The sequence below is a fragment of the Streptomyces sp. CA-251387 genome (assembly GCF_050936625.1).
Classification (GTDB): Bacteria; Actinomycetota; Actinomycetes; order Streptomycetales; family Streptomycetaceae; genus Streptomyces.
Genome location: NZ_JBNJMJ010000001.1, coordinates 1,395,252 through 1,410,886 on the forward strand (window position 1 = coordinate 1,395,252; position 15,635 = coordinate 1,410,886).

The 15,635-nt window shown below is 71.6% G+C and carries 15 protein-coding genes and 1 pseudogene; 6 read left to right on the top strand and 10 right to left on the bottom strand.

Annotated elements, in window-relative coordinates; all coding sequences use genetic code 11:
• Positions 1 to 119 precede the first annotated feature (119 nt).
• Positions 120 to 527, top strand: a complete 408-nt coding sequence (locus tag ACQEV2_RS06045; protein WP_433037304.1) for a CoA-binding protein — start codon at positions 120 to 122, stop codon at positions 525 to 527.
• An 87-nt stretch (positions 528 to 614) separates the two neighbouring features.
• A complete protein-coding gene (locus ACQEV2_RS06050; protein WP_433037306.1) occupies positions 615 to 1,838 on the top strand; it encodes a 4-hydroxybenzoate 3-monooxygenase in 1,224 nt (407 codons plus the stop codon).
• Between the two features lie 43 nt (positions 1,839 to 1,881).
• On the opposite strand, the gene ACQEV2_RS06055 is transcribed toward ACQEV2_RS06050, so the two are convergent.
• Positions 1,882 to 2,241: an ArsR/SmtB family transcription factor gene (locus tag ACQEV2_RS06055; protein ID WP_302002526.1), complete on the bottom strand. Its 360-nt coding sequence runs from the start codon at positions 2,239 to 2,241 to the stop codon at positions 1,882 to 1,884.
• Positions 2,242 to 2,302: 61 nt separating this feature from the next.
• Between ACQEV2_RS06055 and ACQEV2_RS06060 the strand changes: the two genes are divergently transcribed.
• Positions 2,303 to 3,385, top strand: a complete 1,083-nt coding sequence (locus ACQEV2_RS06060) for a cation diffusion facilitator family transporter (RefSeq protein WP_433037310.1) — start codon at positions 2,303 to 2,305, stop codon at positions 3,383 to 3,385.
• Between the two features lie 3 nt (positions 3,386 to 3,388).
• Here the strand turns inward: ACQEV2_RS06060 and ACQEV2_RS06065 are convergent, their stop codons facing one another.
• Positions 3,389 to 3,949 (bottom strand): YbaK/EbsC family protein, encoded by a 561-nt coding sequence (locus tag ACQEV2_RS06065; RefSeq protein WP_433037312.1) that lies wholly within the window; start codon positions 3,947 to 3,949, stop codon positions 3,389 to 3,391.
• A gap of 43 nt (positions 3,950 to 3,992) precedes the next feature.
• Positions 3,993 to 4,565 carry a helix-turn-helix domain-containing protein gene (locus tag ACQEV2_RS06070; RefSeq protein WP_433037315.1) on the bottom strand — a complete coding sequence of 191 codons (573 nt, stop codon included), beginning with the start codon at positions 4,563 to 4,565 and terminating at the stop codon, positions 3,993 to 3,995.
• A 106-nt stretch (positions 4,566 to 4,671) separates the two neighbouring features.
• On the opposite strand from ACQEV2_RS06070, the gene ACQEV2_RS06075 reads away from it, so the two are divergent.
• The gene (locus ACQEV2_RS06075) at positions 4,672 to 5,529 is read left to right on the top strand and encodes an EamA family transporter (protein ID WP_433037318.1); all 858 of its coding nucleotides are present in this window, start codon (positions 4,672 to 4,674) and stop codon (positions 5,527 to 5,529) included.
• Between the two features lies 1 nt (position 5,530).
• Here the strand turns inward: ACQEV2_RS06075 and ACQEV2_RS06080 are convergent, their stop codons facing one another.
• Positions 5,531 to 6,328: an acyltransferase gene (locus ACQEV2_RS06080; protein ID WP_433037321.1), complete on the bottom strand. Its 798-nt coding sequence runs from the start codon at positions 6,326 to 6,328 to the stop codon at positions 5,531 to 5,533.
• A gap of 109 nt (positions 6,329 to 6,437) precedes the next feature.
• Here ACQEV2_RS06080 and ACQEV2_RS06085 point away from each other — a divergent pair, with 109 nt between their 5' ends.
• The gene (locus ACQEV2_RS06085) at positions 6,438 to 6,965 is read left to right on the top strand and encodes a gamma carbonic anhydrase family protein (protein WP_433037324.1); all 528 of its coding nucleotides are present in this window, start codon (positions 6,438 to 6,440) and stop codon (positions 6,963 to 6,965) included.
• Between the two features lie 86 nt (positions 6,966 to 7,051).
• Here ACQEV2_RS06085 and ACQEV2_RS06090 read toward each other — a convergent pair whose 3' ends face one another.
• From ACQEV2_RS06090 to ACQEV2_RS06100, 3 genes are all read right to left on the bottom strand, one after another.
• Positions 7,052 to 7,702 (bottom strand): DedA family protein, encoded by a 651-nt coding sequence (locus ACQEV2_RS06090; RefSeq protein WP_433037327.1) that lies wholly within the window; start codon positions 7,700 to 7,702, stop codon positions 7,052 to 7,054.
• Positions 7,703 to 7,774: 72 nt separating this feature from the next.
• Positions 7,775 to 9,319 (bottom strand): carboxylesterase/lipase family protein, encoded by a 1,545-nt coding sequence (locus ACQEV2_RS06095; RefSeq protein WP_433037330.1) that lies wholly within the window; start codon positions 9,317 to 9,319, stop codon positions 7,775 to 7,777.
• A gap of 229 nt (positions 9,320 to 9,548) precedes the next feature.
• Positions 9,549 to 11,381 carry a ricin-type beta-trefoil lectin domain protein gene (locus ACQEV2_RS06100; protein WP_433037332.1) on the bottom strand — a complete coding sequence of 611 codons (1,833 nt, stop codon included), beginning with the start codon at positions 11,379 to 11,381 and terminating at the stop codon, positions 9,549 to 9,551.
• Between the two features lie 362 nt (positions 11,382 to 11,743).
• Between ACQEV2_RS06100 and ACQEV2_RS06105 the strand changes: the two are divergent.
• Positions 11,744 to 12,451: pseudogene (locus ACQEV2_RS06105) on the top strand (UTP--glucose-1-phosphate uridylyltransferase).
• A gap of 86 nt (positions 12,452 to 12,537) precedes the next feature.
• On the opposite strand, the gene ACQEV2_RS06110 reads toward ACQEV2_RS06105, so the two are convergent.
• The 3 genes from ACQEV2_RS06110 to tuf form a co-directional block, all read right to left on the bottom strand.
• On the bottom strand, positions 12,538 to 12,975 hold the full coding sequence (locus ACQEV2_RS06110; protein WP_433054228.1) for a DUF4442 domain-containing protein: 438 nt from the start codon (positions 12,973 to 12,975) through the stop codon (positions 12,538 to 12,540).
• A 317-nt stretch (positions 12,976 to 13,292) separates the two neighbouring features.
• Positions 13,293 to 14,138 carry a spermidine synthase gene (locus ACQEV2_RS06115; RefSeq protein WP_433037335.1) on the bottom strand — a complete coding sequence of 282 codons (846 nt, stop codon included), beginning with the start codon at positions 14,136 to 14,138 and terminating at the stop codon, positions 13,293 to 13,295.
• Between the two features lie 117 nt (positions 14,139 to 14,255).
• Positions 14,256 to 15,425 (bottom strand): elongation factor Tu, encoded by a 1,170-nt coding sequence (gene tuf, locus ACQEV2_RS06120; RefSeq protein WP_433037337.1) that lies wholly within the window; start codon positions 15,423 to 15,425, stop codon positions 14,256 to 14,258.
• Positions 15,426 to 15,635: the final 210 nt, after the last annotated feature.

Here is a 15,635-nt window from a genome sequence, read left to right on the forward strand (position 1 = left end):
CGGTGGGGCACGCCAGTCGAAAGGGAACCGCCTCGTCCGGTCCGTCTCCTGGAATCACCGCACCCCGGCTGCTGTTGTCCGCAACAGCAGCCCTCGCACGAATACCAAGGAGGCCGAGCGTGTACGGCGACCCGGCAACAGTCCGCAAGATCCTCACCGAGCTCGGCGACACCTGGGCCATCGTGGGCCTGTCGACGAACCAGCGGCGCGCGGCATACGGCGTCGCCGACGTGCTCCAGCGCTTCGGCAAACGCATCGTGCCCGTGCATCCGAAGGCGGAGACGGTCCACGGGCAGCAGGGATACCCGTCCCTGGACGCGATCCCCTTCGAAGTCGACGTCGTCGATGTGTTCGTCAACAGCGACCTCGCCGGCGGCGTCGCCGACGAGGCCACCGCCATCGGCGCCAAGGCCGTCTGGTTCCAGCTCGGCGTCATCGACGAGGCCGCGTACGACCGCACCCGGGCCGCCGGCCTCGACATGGTCATGGATCGCTGCCCGGCGATCGAGATCCCGCGCCTCGGATAGCCGGGACCGGTCCGTCGCCGTCGCCGAGGCGCTGAGCCGGCCCCGGAACGCTCCCCTCCCCGAGTCGGCCGCCCCCATAATGCTCGGGTGACTTCGACCTCCCCCCACCTCAACTCCGGTGCCCCGCAGCACTTTCCGGTCGTCATCGTGGGCGCCGGACCGGCCGGCCTCACCGTCGGCAACATCCTGCGGGCGGCGTCCGTCGACTGTCTGGTCCTGGAGACCGAGACACGTCCGTTCATCGAGCAGCGGCCGCGGGCCGGGGTCATCGAGGAGTGGGCCGTACGCGGACTCCAGCAGCGGGGGCTCGCGGACACTCTGCTGCAGCGGGCGCAGCGGCACACCGAGTGCGAGTTCCGGTTCGCCGGGGAGCGCTACCGGTTCGACTACTTCGAACTGACGGGACGTCACCACTGGGTGTATCCACAGCAGTTCCTGGTGACGGACCTGGTGCGCGAGTACGCCGACGTGCGCGGCGGAGCCATACGCTTCGGCGTGCGGGACGTGGAACTGCACGACATCGACACCGACCACCCCTCGGTGTCGTACCTCTGCCCGGACACGGGTCGACGCGAGGTCGTGCGCTGCGACTTCATCGTCGGCTGCGACGGGGCGCGCGGGGTGACGCGCGCCGCGGTACCCGCGGACCGGGCCCACATCTCCCGCAGCGACTACGGCATCGGCTGGCTGGCGCTGCTCGCCGAGGCACCGCCGTCCGCCGACTGTGTCGTGTTCGGCGTGCATCCCGACGGCTTCGCCGGGCACATGCAGCGCAGCCCCGAGGTGACCCGCTACTACCTCGAGTGCCCGCCCGGCGACGACCCCGAGAACTGGTCGCACGACCGGGTCTGGGCGGAGCTGCAGCAGCGGCTCGGCGCGAACGGCGCGCCCCCGCTGACGGAGGGGCGGCTGATCGAGAAGCGCGTCCTCGACATGCACAACTACGTGGTCGAACCCATGGTGTTCGGCCGCCTCTTCCTGGCCGGCGACGCCGCCCACCTGACCGCCCCGATCGCCGCCAAGGGCATGAACCTCGCCCTGCACGACGCCTTCCTGCTCGGCGACGCGATCGTCGCGTACGTCACGAAGGGCGACGGCACCGGCCTGGACGGCTACTCGGCGGCCTGCCTCGGCCGGGTGTGGGACTACCAGGAGTTCTCCCACTGGCTGTCCGAGGTCTACCACGGCGCGTCGTCGGGCGACCCGTACCGCGCGGGCACCACCCTCGCCCGCCTCCGCCGCATCTTCGGCTCCCCCAAGGCGGCGATGGCGTTCGCGGAGCAGTACCTGGGCCTGAACAGCGACTACTGAAGCCGCCGACGACTACTGGGCCCGCCGATCAGCGGGTGCCCTGTCAGTCGTGCAGCGGCCGGTCGCTGAGCCGGTGGTCCGCCACGTTCAGCGCCTCGTCGACGAGGCGGCGCAGATGGCCGTCGCGGAGGGAGTAGATCACCCGTCGGCCCTCCTTGCGCGTGTTCACCAGCCCCGCGAGCCGCAGCCGGGCCAGATGCTGGCTGACGGCGGGCCGGGCCGCGCCGCAGGCCTCGGTCAGCGTCGTGACATCGGCCTCCCCCGCTGTCAGGGCGTGCAGCAGCGTGAGGCGAGTGCGGTCGCCCAGCAGGGCCAGGAGTTCGGCGGCGAGCGCGAACTGCTCCTCGCCCGGGGTGCGCGGATGCGCATCGTGCGCAGGTGACAGGTGCATGCGTGCGCTCATACGCACATAATGGCGTCGTGGGCGGGCACTCGTCCACTCCCACGTACGGAAGGGGAGCGCTGTGAGCGACGGGCACGAGCACGGGCACGGGAACCACCATCACGGACACGCGCACGAGCACCATGACCATCACGACCACGCTCATCACCGCGCCCCTGCCTCCCTCCGCCACCGCCTCGCCCACCTCCTCAAACCCCACTCCCACGAGACCGCCGACAAACTCGACTCCGCCCTGGAGTCCTCGGCCCGCGGCATGCGCGCACTGTGGGTCTCGCTGGCCGTGCTCGGTGTGACGGCGCTCGCTCAGGCGGTCGTGGTGGTCGCGTCCGGGTCGGTGGCGCTGCTCGGGGACACGGTGCACAACACCGCGGACGCGCTGACGGCCGTACCGCTCGGGATCGCGTTCGTGCTGGGCCGCCGCGCGGCGACGCGCCGCTTCACCTACGGCTACGGGCGGGCCGAGGACCTCGCGGGCATCGTCATCGTGCTGACCATCGCCGCGTCCGCGGCCTTCGCGGCGTGGACGGCGGTCGACCGTCTCCTCGACCCGCGCCCGGTGGAGCAGATACCCGCCGTGGCTGTGGCAGCGCTCGTGGGCTTCGCGGGCAACGAGTGGGTGGCCCGGTACCGGATCCGGGTCGGTCGTGCGATCGGCTCGGCCGCGCTGGTCGCCGACGGCCTGCACGCCCGTACGGACGGATTCACCTCACTGGCCGTCCTGTTGAGCGCGGGCGGTGCGGCGCTGGGCTGGCAACTCGCGGACCCGATCGTGGGGTTGGCGATCACGGCCGCGATCACGCTGGTGCTGCGGGACGCGGCCCGCGAGGTGTTCCGGCGGGTGATGGACGCCGTGGACCCGGCCCTGGTGGACCGGGCCGAACGGGCGCTGCGGGAGGTCGCGGGCGTGCGTGAGGTGGGCGAGTTGCGGCTGCGCTGGATCGGGCACCGGCTGCGCGCCGAGGTGGCGGTCGTCGTGGACGGCGAGGCGACGGTACGTCAGGCGCACGCCATCGCCGTCGACGCCGAGCACGCCCTGCTGCACGCCGTCCCCCGGCTCACCGCGGCCCTGGTCCACGCCGACCCGGCACCGGTGCCGGGCGAGGCGGACCCGCATCTGGCCCTCGCGCACCACACGGCGGCCTGAGCGTCAGACCGCGACGCCGAGCCCCTCCAGGACGACCGCCCCGGGCAGCTCCGCGAACGCCTTCCCCGGCACCAGCAGCTTGCCGCGCCGGCGTCCGCTGCCGACCAGGACGTACGGCAGGTCGACGACGGCCGAGTCCACCAGCACCGGCCAGTCGCCCGGCAGTCCGATCGGGGTGATGCCGCCGTACTCCATGCCGGTCTCGCCGGTCGCCGTGTCCATGGAGGCGAACGACGCCTTGCGGGCGCCGAGTTGACGGCGTACGACGCCGTTGACGTCGACCCGGGTGGTGGAGAGCACGACGCACGCGGCCAGCGTCGTCTCGCCGCCGCGCTTGCCCGCGACGACGACGCAGTTCGCGGACCGTTCGAGGAGTTCCTGCCCGTAGTGCTCGACGAAGACGGCGGTGTCGGCCCACTGCGGGTCGGTCTCGACGTAGACGATCTGGTCGGCGGGGACGCTGCCGCTCCAGTGGCGTACGGCGTCGGCGACCGGGCGGATGAGCTCGTCGAGGCAGTCGGGTGCGGGGGTGGCGTGGTCGAAGTGTCCGATGGGTGCGTCCATGAGCGCACGCTAACAGGGTGATCGGGGCCGTGGGCCGGGTGTCTCAGTGCACGAGCGGGACCGAGACCGTCAGCGTCATCTCCATGGGGACCTCGCCCTGATTGGCGTACGTGTGCGGAGCGTTGGCGTCGAAGGTGACGCTGGAGCCGGCCGGGACGCGGTACTCCACGCCCTCGACGGTCAGGGTCAGCTCCCCCGCCGTGACATGGGCGATCTCGACGGTGCCAGCGGGATGCGGATCTGATCCGCTGCCCTCCCCCGGCATCAGCTTCCAGTCCCACATCTCCAGCGGGCCGGGCGCCTCCGTGCCGGCGAGGAGCCTGCTGTAGCTGCCGGCCTCGGTGTGCCACAGCCGGACCACCTGCTCGGGCGGGACGACGCGCACCTTCGGGCCCTGCTCGTAGTCGAGGAGGGTCGTGATGCTGACCCCGAGAGCGTCGCCGATCTTGACGACCGTGCCGAGACTCGGGTTCGTGCGGGCCTGCTCGATCTGGATGAGCATGCCGCGGCTGACCCCGGCCCGCGCGGCCAGCGTGTCCAGGGTGAAGCCGCGCTCGGTGCGCCAGCGCTTGACGTTGCGCGCCAGGGACTGGGTCAGCAGTTCGAGGTCCGACACATTCCGTCCACAAGGTGAGGCCAATATTCTGGATGACAGAGTTCAACTCACTGCACTACGGTGAGGTGCACCTGATCGTGCACCGAACTGTACTGCGAGGCGCCCCGTGACAGCACTCTTCGCCCTGGCCACCAGCCTGCTGTGGGGGCTGGCCGACTTCGGCGGCGGACTGCTGACCCGGCGCACCCCGGCGCTCACGGTGGTCGTCGTCTCGCAGGCGATCGCGGCCGCCGTGCTCGGCGTGATCGTGGTGGCCACCGGCGGCTGGAGCGAGGCCGGTTCCCAACTGTGGTTCGCGGTCGCAGCCGGTGTGGTGGGCCCGGTCGCCCTGCTCTGCTTCTACAAGGCGCTCGCGCTGGGCCCGATGGGCGTGGTCTCCCCGCTCGGCACCGTGGGGGTGGCCGTCCCGGTCGGCATCGGCCTCCTCCTCGGTGAACGGCCCGGTCTGGTGCAGGTCGCGGGGATCGCGGTCGCCGTGTTCGGCGTCGTGCTCGCGGGCGGACCGCAGCTGCGGGGTGCCCCCGTCCAGCGGCAGGCCATCCTGCTCACACTGGTCGCGGCCTTCGGCTTCGGCACGGTGTTCGCGCTGATCGCGGAGGCGTCGACCACCGTCACGGGCCTCTTCCTCGCGCTCTTCGTCCAGCGCGTGGTCAATGTCGCGGCGGGCGGCCTCGCGCTGTACGCCTCCGTGCGGCGGGGCCGCGCGGCCCTCCCCGAGGACGGTTTCCCCTGGCGCTCGCTGCCGGCGCTCGCCTTCGTCGGCCTCGCCGATGTCGCGGCGAACGGCACGTATGTGGTCGCCGCCCACCACGGCCCGGTCACCGTGGCCGCCGTCCTGGCCTCGCTCTACCCCGTGGTGACCGCCCTGGCCGCGCGCGGCTTGCTCAGGGAGCGGTTGCGGGCGGTGCAGGCGGCGGGTGCGGGCCTCGCACTGGTGGGCACGGTGCTGCTGGCGGCCGGCTGACTCAGGACTCCGCGGCCGGCTCGGCGAGTTCGACGGCCGCCTTCTCGTCCAGCTCCGCCAGCTTCGCCACCGTCTCCTCGTCCAGCTCGGCCAGCGCCTGGAGCTGCTCGGGCGTGATCCCGTCGGGGATCGGCACCGGCGCCGGCGTCCGCAGCGGCGGCTGCCAGCCGTCGTCGGGCGTCCAGCGCCGTACGACACGGGCGGGCGCCCCCGCCACCACGGCATGGTCGGGCACCGTGCCCCGCACCACCGCACCGGCCGCCACCACCACGTTCCGCCCGATCCGCGCCCCCGGCAGGATCACGGCCCCGGTGCCGATCCAGCAGCCCGGGCCGATCTCGACCGGCTCCATGCGCGGCCACTGCTTGCCGATCGGCTCGTGCGGATCGTCGTACGAGTGGTTGGTGGACGTGACGTAGACGTACGGCCCGAAGTAGCAGTCGCTGCCGATGGTGACCGTCGTGTCCGCGATGACATGGCTGCCGCGGCCCAGCACGACGCCGTCGCCTATGCGCAGGATCGGCTCCGGACCGAGGTCGAGGTCGGGCATCAGACCTGCGGTCAGTGTCACCTGCTCGCCGACGATGCAGTGGGAGCCGAGGTGGATCCAGGGTTCGCCGAAGACCGTGCCGAGCGGGAAGGCGAGGCGGGTGGCTTCGCCGATCGAGCCGAAGTGGAAGCGGCCGGGGTTCTCGGCCGTCACCGAACCCGTGCGCTGCAGCCAGGCCCAGCCTGCGTGGACGGCGCGTTGCGTGAGGCTGCGCCGCCGGGACGAGAACGTGTTCTTGCGCTTGGGCACCCGCTAACCGTACTGAGCGTGCGGCGCCCTCATGAGGTCGAGGGCCTGTGATCTTCGCCCCACCGGGTGGCGTACGGTTCGTCTACGACGTCGGTGGGAGGAGAGGGCGATGACGCAGAGGGCGCTGGTCATGGGTATCGGGGGCCGGGAACCGAAGATCGACGCGGGGGCGTTCGTGGCGCCGACGTCCTCGGTGATCGGGGACGTGACGCTGGGGGCCGGGGCGAGCGTTTGGTACGGCGCGGTGGTGCGGGGGGACGTGGAGCGGATCTCCGTGGGGGCCCAGTCCAATATCCAGGACAACTGCACGCTGCATGCTGATCCCGGTTTCCCGGTGAGCATCGGGGCGCGGGTCTCCGTGGGGCACAACGCCGTGGTGCATGGGGCCACCGTCGAGGACGACTGTCTGATCGGGATGGGGGCGACTGTGCTGAACGGTGCGGTGATCGGGGCGGGGTCCTTGGTCGCGGCGCAGGCTCTGGTGCCGCAGGGGATGCAGGTGCCGCCCGGGTCGCTTGTCGCGGGGGTGCCCGCGAAGGTGAAGCGGCAGCTGACCGAGGAAGAGCGTCAGGGCGTCACGCTCAACGGGACCATGTATGCGAAGTTGGCGAAGGCGCACGGAGAAGCCCACCGGTAGTACAGCGTCCCAAGGGGCGCGGGGCCGTATCGATATGCGGCTCCGCCGCGCGGGCGCGACCAGCCCCCACCGGCCTGCAGCCGCAACTACTCGGCAGCGACCATTGCCTCTGCCTCGGCCTCCCGCACGGCGCCCTGCGCCTTCTTCGCCTTGCGCTTGATGATCAGCATCGAGGTGAGGCCGATCAGGACCGCCGCCACCAGGCCCAGCCACGAGAAGCGCTTCAGCCAGGACTCGGCGACCACTCCGACGTAGTAGATGACGGCCGTCGTGCCGCCCGCCCAGACGATGCCGCCGAAGACGTTGGCGATCAGGAACTTCCAGTACGGCATGTGCAGCACGCCCGCGAGGGGGCCGGCGAAGATGCGCAGGAGGGCGACGAAGCGGCCGAAGAAGACGGCCCACATGCCCCACTTCTGGAAGGACCGCTCGGCCGTGGCGATGTGGCCCTCGCTGAAGTGTTTGGGGAACTTCTTGCCAAGCCAGGCCAGCAGGGGGCGGCCCCCCTTGCGGCCGATGGCATAGCCGATGGAGTCGCCGATGATCGCGCCCGCGCTCGCGCAGGCGCCGAGCACGAAGGGGTCGATCTCACCGTGCTGTGAGGCGAGCAGCGCGGAGGAGACCAGGATGATCTCGCCGGGCAGCGGGATGCCCAGGCTCTCCAGGCCGATGACCACGCCGACCAGCAGATAGATGGCGAGCGGGGGCACCGTTTCGAGCCATTCCTGGACGTGCAACGCCGCTTCCTCCCATGTCCTGCACCGTGCGTTCCCGGCGCACGCTCGGCTGTGAGCGTGCGCCGGGGCAGCCTACCTGCTCTGTGTGACGGTCTCGGAGTCCCAGAGGTTGCACTGGTGCTCACGGTGCACGGTGGTGCTCAGCGCATTCCCTCCGGCGGATGTGGTGCGGAGGGTCAGTACCGTCCCGGGGCGGGCGGGCATCGCGGGCTGTCCCGTGGCGCGCGGGACGCCGTCCCGGACGAAGGAACCCCAGTACTGGACCATCTGGCGTGCCAGCCTCCGCTGCTCGGCGTTCAGCGGTGATTCCAGGCCGAAGTGCTTGAAGAGGTACTGCACCTCGTTGACGTGGGTCGCGCCGAAGTCGAAGTCCGTGCCGAGGTTGCGCAGGGAGGCGAAGGGCGGGGAGGTGCGGTCGGCGAACTCGTACGCGTGGACCGGGCCGCGTCCGGCGAGCGTGCCGTCGAGGCGGAGCGCCGGGCAGGCGAAGAGCTGGTCGCCCTGGGCGGTGGCGTACGCGATGGTCGGTGAGGGGTAGGACGCCAGCGGGTAGCGTGCGAGCGCCTCCTCGCCGTAGTCCGCCCGCATGACGTCCGGGTACTGCTCGGCGGTGAGCGGGGTGCCGTCCAGGTCGAAGCGGGCGAAGGCGAAGAGCCGGCCCTCGTCCTGGTTGGCGCCGTTCATGACCGGCACGCCCGCGGCGGCACCCCGCGCGAAGGCCTCCTTCGGCTGCCTCGGCAGGAAGTCGCCGCCGACCACCGGCGCCCAGTCGAACCCGCTCTGCGCGGCCAGGATCTCGGCGGCCGGCTTGGCGCGCAGACAGGCGAGGTCGGCGCAGCCCAGCTTCCGCGCGAAGGCGGCGCCCTCGGTCAGGGCCGTTTCGTGCGGACGCGCGCCGCAGTCGGCGTACGCCCCGCTCTGGATGATCCCCGCCCGGAACAGGCCCTTGGCCGTCGGCGAGGCCAGCTGGGTGCAGACCGAGCGGCCGCCCGCCGACTCGCCCGCTATGGTCACCCGGCCCGGGTCGCCGCCGAAGCGGCCGATGTTGGCGCGCACCCAGCGCAGCGCGGCCTGCTGGTCCAGCATTCCGAAGTTGCCGGAGACCCCGTCGCGCACCTCGCCGTCGAGGCCGGCCGTGGCGAGGAAGCCCATCGCCCCGAGGCGGTAGTTGACGGTCACGACGACTGTGCCGGTCCGCCTCGCGAAGGTGTCCGGGACGACGTCCTGACCGGCCCCGGCGGTGAGCCCGCCGCCGTGGAACCAGACCAGCACCGCCCGGCGGGCGGCGCCTTCGGGGACGTACACATTGAGGTCGAGACAGTCCTCGGTGTGGCTCGGCTGCTCGTAGCCGGGGTCCCAACTCGCCCCTTGCACACACTTGTTGCCGAAGTCCCGAGCCGTACGCACCCCTTGCCAGGGACGGACCGGCCGTGGCTCGGTCCAGCGGAGTCTGCCGACGGGCGGCTCGGCGTAGGGGATGCTGAGGAACTGCCGTCCCTCCGCGGTGGTTTCACCCCGTACCCAGCCCGCGTCCGTGCGGACGACAGGGGGATCGGCGGCCTGCGCGGGTAAGGGGGTGACGAGCGCGGCCGCGAGGGCCATCAGTGCGACGGACATACGACGGATCACCGGTCCACCTCCAGTCGGGTCCGCAAGGGACACCATGGGCGGGACATCGTGGGCGCGGCGGGAAAACTATGAACCTCAGTGACTCGTGTCAATCACGTGAACCGAGGGAACGGAAAAACGTCCGAATGGCTTCGCAGCAGAGGGAGTTCGGAAGCGAGGTGGGACCACCCGGCAGGTGGCCCCACGTGGTCCTTGACCAACCCCTCGCGGCCCCGGACTAGTGCAGGGCGGAGTCGAGTGTCGTCGTGGCGGCGCCGACGACCGTGGACACGGTGGCCGGCACCCCGGCCGGGAGGGCGACAGCGGCATCGACAGGGGTGGCGGGCTCGGTTTCGGCGCCGGAGTCGTCCTGGACGTAGCGCGTCTCGTACTGCGGCTCCGCAGGGTCCGACGGCCGGTTCGGCTCGTCCCTCGGGGAGTTCCCCTCGGTCGGCTCGGGGACGGCGTCCGGCGCCTTGTGGTCCGGCGCGGGGTCGGGGTCCGCGGTCGTGCCGCCCTCCCCCTTCTCGTCCCGCCGCTCGCCTTCTTTCTGCTTGGGCTTCGCCTCGCCCTCGCCCGTGAACCCGCCGTCGAGCAGCCAGCGCTGCGCCTGGGACCCGTCCCGCTCGGCGAGCACCACGCTCTCACCGTCACCGCAGGCGACCGTCAGCCCGCCGGACCCGCGCGGCAGAAGCTCCCCGTGGACGGTGAGGTCGTAGCGCACCTCGCCGGCGTGCGCGAGACAGTTCGCCAGGACCACCGTGCCCTTGTCGGCGTCGGAGTCGAGGCAGAGGGTCGGGTCGGCGGCGCTGCGCAGCAGGCCACTGCCCTGGTACGACCACTGCTGGGACGCGGCGGACGAGCACTCCGCCAGCTCGGCTCGGGCACCGCTGCGGAGCTCACGGTCGCGGAGGTCCAGGCACAGGCCGCGGTCGAGGTTGCGGAGTCTGCCCTGGGCGATCTCGACGGGCTCCTCGGCCGAGGCCGCCGACGGCGATCCGCCGGACGAGGGCCGGGTCACCGCGCCCGGGCTGACGGACGTGCCGCTGGGCGCGCCCCAGGTGGCCCGCGCGTCAGGAATGCCGTTCTCCTCGGACCAGCCCTTGGCGGTGAGCACGGTCACGAGCAGGGCGAGAGCGGTCACGCCGACGCCCAAGGCGACGGCCTTCGCGCGTCCGCTCGGCACGGTGGGATGCACCGGGCGGTGCCGGCCGCCGCGTCCCGAGCGGGTACTCGGCGCCGCCCCTGAACCGCCTCGCCCGGGCCGGGAGTCGAGATAGCGCCGGGCGCCCCAGCCGAGCACGGTTTCGGCGAGCAGCACTTCGAGGCCGCCCTCGAAATGGCTCAGCTGCTCGGCGGCGTGACGGCAGTAGCGGCACTCCGTCAGATGCTGCTGGACATCGGGCAGCAGGGCGCCGCCGCGGCGAATGGGAACGTCGAGGAGACGGTTGTAGAAGCGGCATTCCCGGGTGGGCGCGAGTTCGCGGTGGGCGCGCACACAACCCGCCCGGAATTGCTCACGCACTCCCTCCATCGCCGCCGACGCGGTGCCCGTGTCCACCCCCAGCAGACCAGCGGGTATGGTTATCGGTTCCGCCTCGACCTCGGTGTGCCACAGCAGGCATTGCGAGGCCCCGGGGAGAGCCCGGAATGCGCGTTCGGCGATGTGGCGTCTTTCGGGTGTCACGGACCGCGCGGCTCGCAGCCCGCGCCCTCCGGTCGGTTTGTCGAGTTCCGGCATCAGAGCGGAAATGCGCCCGTCGGCCGCCCACTCCTTCACCAGGTCCCGTACGGCGGTGAGGAGTTGGGGACGCAGGGCGCCGTGGCCCGGGCGGCCGAGCACGCGATGGAACGCCGCGGCCGCCACCATGGAGGCCGAACTCGCCGTGGACGCCAGGCAGATGGCCGCGTAGTCGTGGGTGGCGCGCCAGTGCCGCGCCATCAGCAGCGCGACGGCATGGCCGTCCGCAGCGGCCTTGCCCAGGCCGGCGAGGAGATCGCGATCGGATGTGCCGGGGCTCGCCCCGGGGCGTGGCGGATACGGCGGGCGTGGGGGGTGAGCGGATTGCACTGAACCATTTCCTTCCCAGCCGCCGGACGCACGGGGGGAATGCGCGTCCGTCGGAAAGCAGGCGGGTGATTGGTGCATACCTAGGCCGTGTCGCCTGTGGACCGGCTATCGGGGCCGCTCACTTTCGCACAAGCGACGCACAGGAAACAAGAAGTTCGAGTGACTGATGTTCAAAGAGCGGAGAATTCAGAAAAGTTACCGACGGTATGCGTACGCGCATTCGACATCGCGGTCGTACCGGGCGCCAAGTTGTGTGGAGCCAAAGGCGATTGGTCCACGGAACCTTCAATTCCGCATGCCGCACAGCAAGCTCCGAGGTTTCTCCCGGTGTGCTCTCATTCCCGTGCGCCAGCAGGAGCCGCATGATCGTCCCCCACACGACACCCACCCCCGATGCTCCCCGAACGGTCCGCAAGGCGGTCGTCCCGGCCGCGGGACTCGGCACACGGTTCCTGCCGGCGACGAAGGCGACCCCGAAGGAGATGCTGCCGGTCGTCGACAAGCCAGGCATCCAGTACGTCGTCGAGGAAGCCGCGGCGGCCGGGCTCGACGACGTCCTCATGATCACCGGCCGGCAGAAGCGGGCCATCGAGGATTACTTCGACCACGCCTTCGAGCTGGAGCAGGCGCTCGCCGCGAAGGGCGACACCGTACGGCTGGACGCGGTGCGCGACCCAGCCCGGCTCGCCGACATCCATCACATCCGCCAGGGCGACCCGCTCGGCCTCGGCCACGCGGTGCTGTGCGCCCGCCATCACGTCGGCGACCAGCCGTTCGCCGTCCTCCTGGGCGACGACCTCTTCGGCGCCCTGGAGCGCACCCCGCCGGCCGCGGCGGGGAGATCCAGCTGACCGACGCGTTGCAGGCGCTGGCGACCGGCGGGACCGTCCACGGAGTCGTGTTCGACGGGTTGCGGTACGACACCGGCGACAAGGCGGGACTACCTGCGCACGGTGGTACGGCTGGCGTGCGGCCGGGCCGACCTGGGGCCGGAGTTCGTGGCGTGGCTGAAGGAGTTCGTGGCGGGGCTGGAGCCCGGCGGGCGGGAGCGGAACCGGCTGGCGGCCTGACCGCTGGACGACAGGGCCTGGCGGCCGGGACAAGGAAAAAGGAACAGGGGCCCCACGGGGCCCCTGCCTGCTTCCGTACGACCGGCTCAGCCGTTCGGCCGCAGCGTCCAGACCACCGTCATCTCCCCCGTCACGGCCCCGTCCCCGCGCCGGAGCTCGATGGCGACCGGGAACTCGGGCCGCTCCCCCGCGTCCAGCTCCGCGACGACCTCGGCGGCCGGGCGGCCCAGGGTCGCGGTGGCGGTGACCGGGCCCATGGCGAGCTTCTTGTAGGCGATGTCGGCGCGCACGGCGAGCGGCACGGCACGCGAGAGCTGCTCGCCGAACGCGGCGAGCACGATCGCCCCGCTGGCGGACTCCCCGAGCGTGAACATCGCACCGGCATGCGGCCCGCCCACGTGGTTGTGGTACTCGCTCTGGTCCGGCAGAGCCACCACGGCCTTCTCCGGCGTGGTCTCCAGGAACTCGAGGTTCAGGGTCCGGGCCATGGGCACGGTGGCGGCGAGCATCTCGCCGATGGACATCTGGTCTGCGCTCATGGCGGTCATGTTACCCATGAGTAGGGTGTACGGACAGGTGGATGTGACGAGCGTCGTACCAGTGGGGCGCCCCAACGGGCGGCAGGGGCGTCCAGCTGACCGTCCCGCCCGGGATCTGAAAACCGTCCGGCAGCAAACGGGGGTGCGGGCGGCGATGGTCTGCCGGCGCTGTGGGGCCGCGCCACGCCGGTCGTGGGCGTCACGGCGGCGGTCCTGTGCGGACCGGACGTGCCGAACCTCCGCCGCCGCACGAAGCAGGTGCCCGCGGGAAGCCCAACGGCGGCGGCCGCCGATTTGCCGGCTCAGCCGATGCCGAAAGCCCCTTCGGGAGGCTCGGGTGATGGCACGGCATCCTCGCCCCGGACCGGCCGCGCGCCGCCGATGAACTCCCGCAGGGCGGGCCCGTGTTCGACGCGGGCCGGGAAGACGTCGGAGGCGGTGAGCCGGGTCAGGGCGGCCGTGTCGACCGGGTGGTGTGCGGCGACGAGCACCGCGTTGCCGAAGCGCCGCCCACGCAGCACGCCCGGTTCAGCGATCAGCACGAGCTCCTCGAACAGCGTGGCGCAGGTGGCGAGTTGGGAGCGCAGAAAGGCGAACGGCGCCGCATCGGCCAGGTTGGCCAGATAGACCCCGCCGCGCCGCAGCACCCGCTCGGCCTGACGCACATACGCGACCGACGTCAGATGCGCCGGCACCCGTGACCCGCCGAAGACATCGGCGACGAGCACGTCGACCGAGTCGTCCGGGGCCTGCTCCACCCAGGCCCGGGCGTCCCCGGCGTGCAGCCGGATGCCGTCCCCGTCCGCAACCGGCAGATGCTCGACGACCAGCTCCATGAGCCCCCGATCGGCCTCGACGACGTCCTGCCGCGAACCGGGCCGGGTCGCCGCCAGATACCGCGGCAGCGTGAGCGCTCCGCCCCCGAGATGCAGCACGTCCAGCGGCCGCCCCGCCTCGGCGACGGTGTCCAGCACATGCCCGAGCCGCCGTGCGTACTCGAACTCAAGGTGCGCGGGCTCGTCGAGATCGACGTATGACTGCGGGGCCCCGTCGACGGTGAGCAACCAGGCCCGCTTTCGATCGACGTCGGGCATCAGCTTGGCGGTGCCGTAGTCGACGGGCCGGGTGACGGGTATGGGGTCATTCACCTTCTCATTGTGCCGGGGAACTCTGTACGAGGGGCACGGCAGCACACCTTCAGGTGCGCGGGGAACTGCGCGACCAGCCACGTTGGCCCCGCAGTCCCCCCACCAACCGCACCACCCTCACACGACGGCTGTCACGGTCCCCGCCCCGACGGTCCTGCCACCCTCACGGATGGCAAATCCGAGCCCAGGCTCCAAAGGCACCTCGCGCCCCAGCTCAACGGTCATCGTGACCGTCTCCCCGGGCCGCGCGACACCCACCTCACCGAGGTCGATGTCCCCCACCACATCCGCCGTACGGATGTAGAACTGCGGCCTGTACCCACTGGAAACCGCCGTCGTACGACCGCCCTCCCGCGCGGACAGCACATACACCTGCGCCGAGAACCGCCGCCGCGGCACCACGCTGCCCGGCGCGGCGACGACGTGCCCCCGCCGGACGGCGTCCCGCGGAACCCCACGCAGCAGCAACGCCACGTTGTCCCCGGCCTGCGCCTCGTCCATCGGCTTGCCGAAGGTCTCCAGGCCGGTGACGACCGTCTCCAGCCCGGCCCCGAGCACTTCGATCCGGTCGCCCACCCGCACGGTGCCCCGCTCGACCGCCCCGGTCACCACGGTCCCCCGCCCGGTGATGGTGAGGACGTTCTCGACCGGCAACAGGAACGGCGCGTCCACATACCGCTCCGGCATCGGAACGTACGTGTCCACCGCGTCGAGCAGCGCCTCGATCGACGCCGTCCACTTCGGGTCCCCTTCCAGCGCCTTCAGCCCCGACACCCGTACGACGGGCGCCGCGTCGCCCCCGTAACCGTGCTCGGTGAGCAGGTCGCGGACCTCCAGCTCGACGAGGTCGATGAGCTCCTCGTCGCCCGCGTCGGCCTTGTTGAGGGCGACGACGATGTGGTCGACGCCCACCTGCCGGGCGAGCAGGACGTGTTCGGCGGTCTGCGGCATGATCCCGTCGAGCGCGGAGACGACGAGGATCGCCCCGTCGAGCTGCGCGGCGCCGGTGACCATGTTCTTGACGTAGTCGGCGTGACCCGGCATGTCGACATGCGCGTAGTGGCGGGTGTCGGTCTCGTACTCGACGTGCGCGATGTTGATGGTGATGCCGCGCGCGGCCTCCTCCGGCGCCCGGTCGATGCGGTCGAAGGGCACGAACGTGCCGGATCCGCGCTCGGCGAGGACCTTGGTGATGGCGGCGGTCAACGTGGTCTTGCCGTGGTCGACATGACCCATCGTGCCGATGTTCAGATGCGGTTTGGTGCGCACGTATGCCGTCTTGGACATGGCTGTACCTCGAAGTCTCTGCGTAGGAGATCTCACGTAGGAGATGGGGACCCCAAGGACTCGCCGACCCTCCCCCTGCGGGGTCCGCCGGACTGTCCGGAGAGGGTCAGCTTCGGGCGCCGTCGACTGCGGCCGGGAAGATCGCGACGGCAGCCTTCGGAGCATCCGCGACTGCGGATGCTGCAACGACGAAGGCGTACCGGAACATGG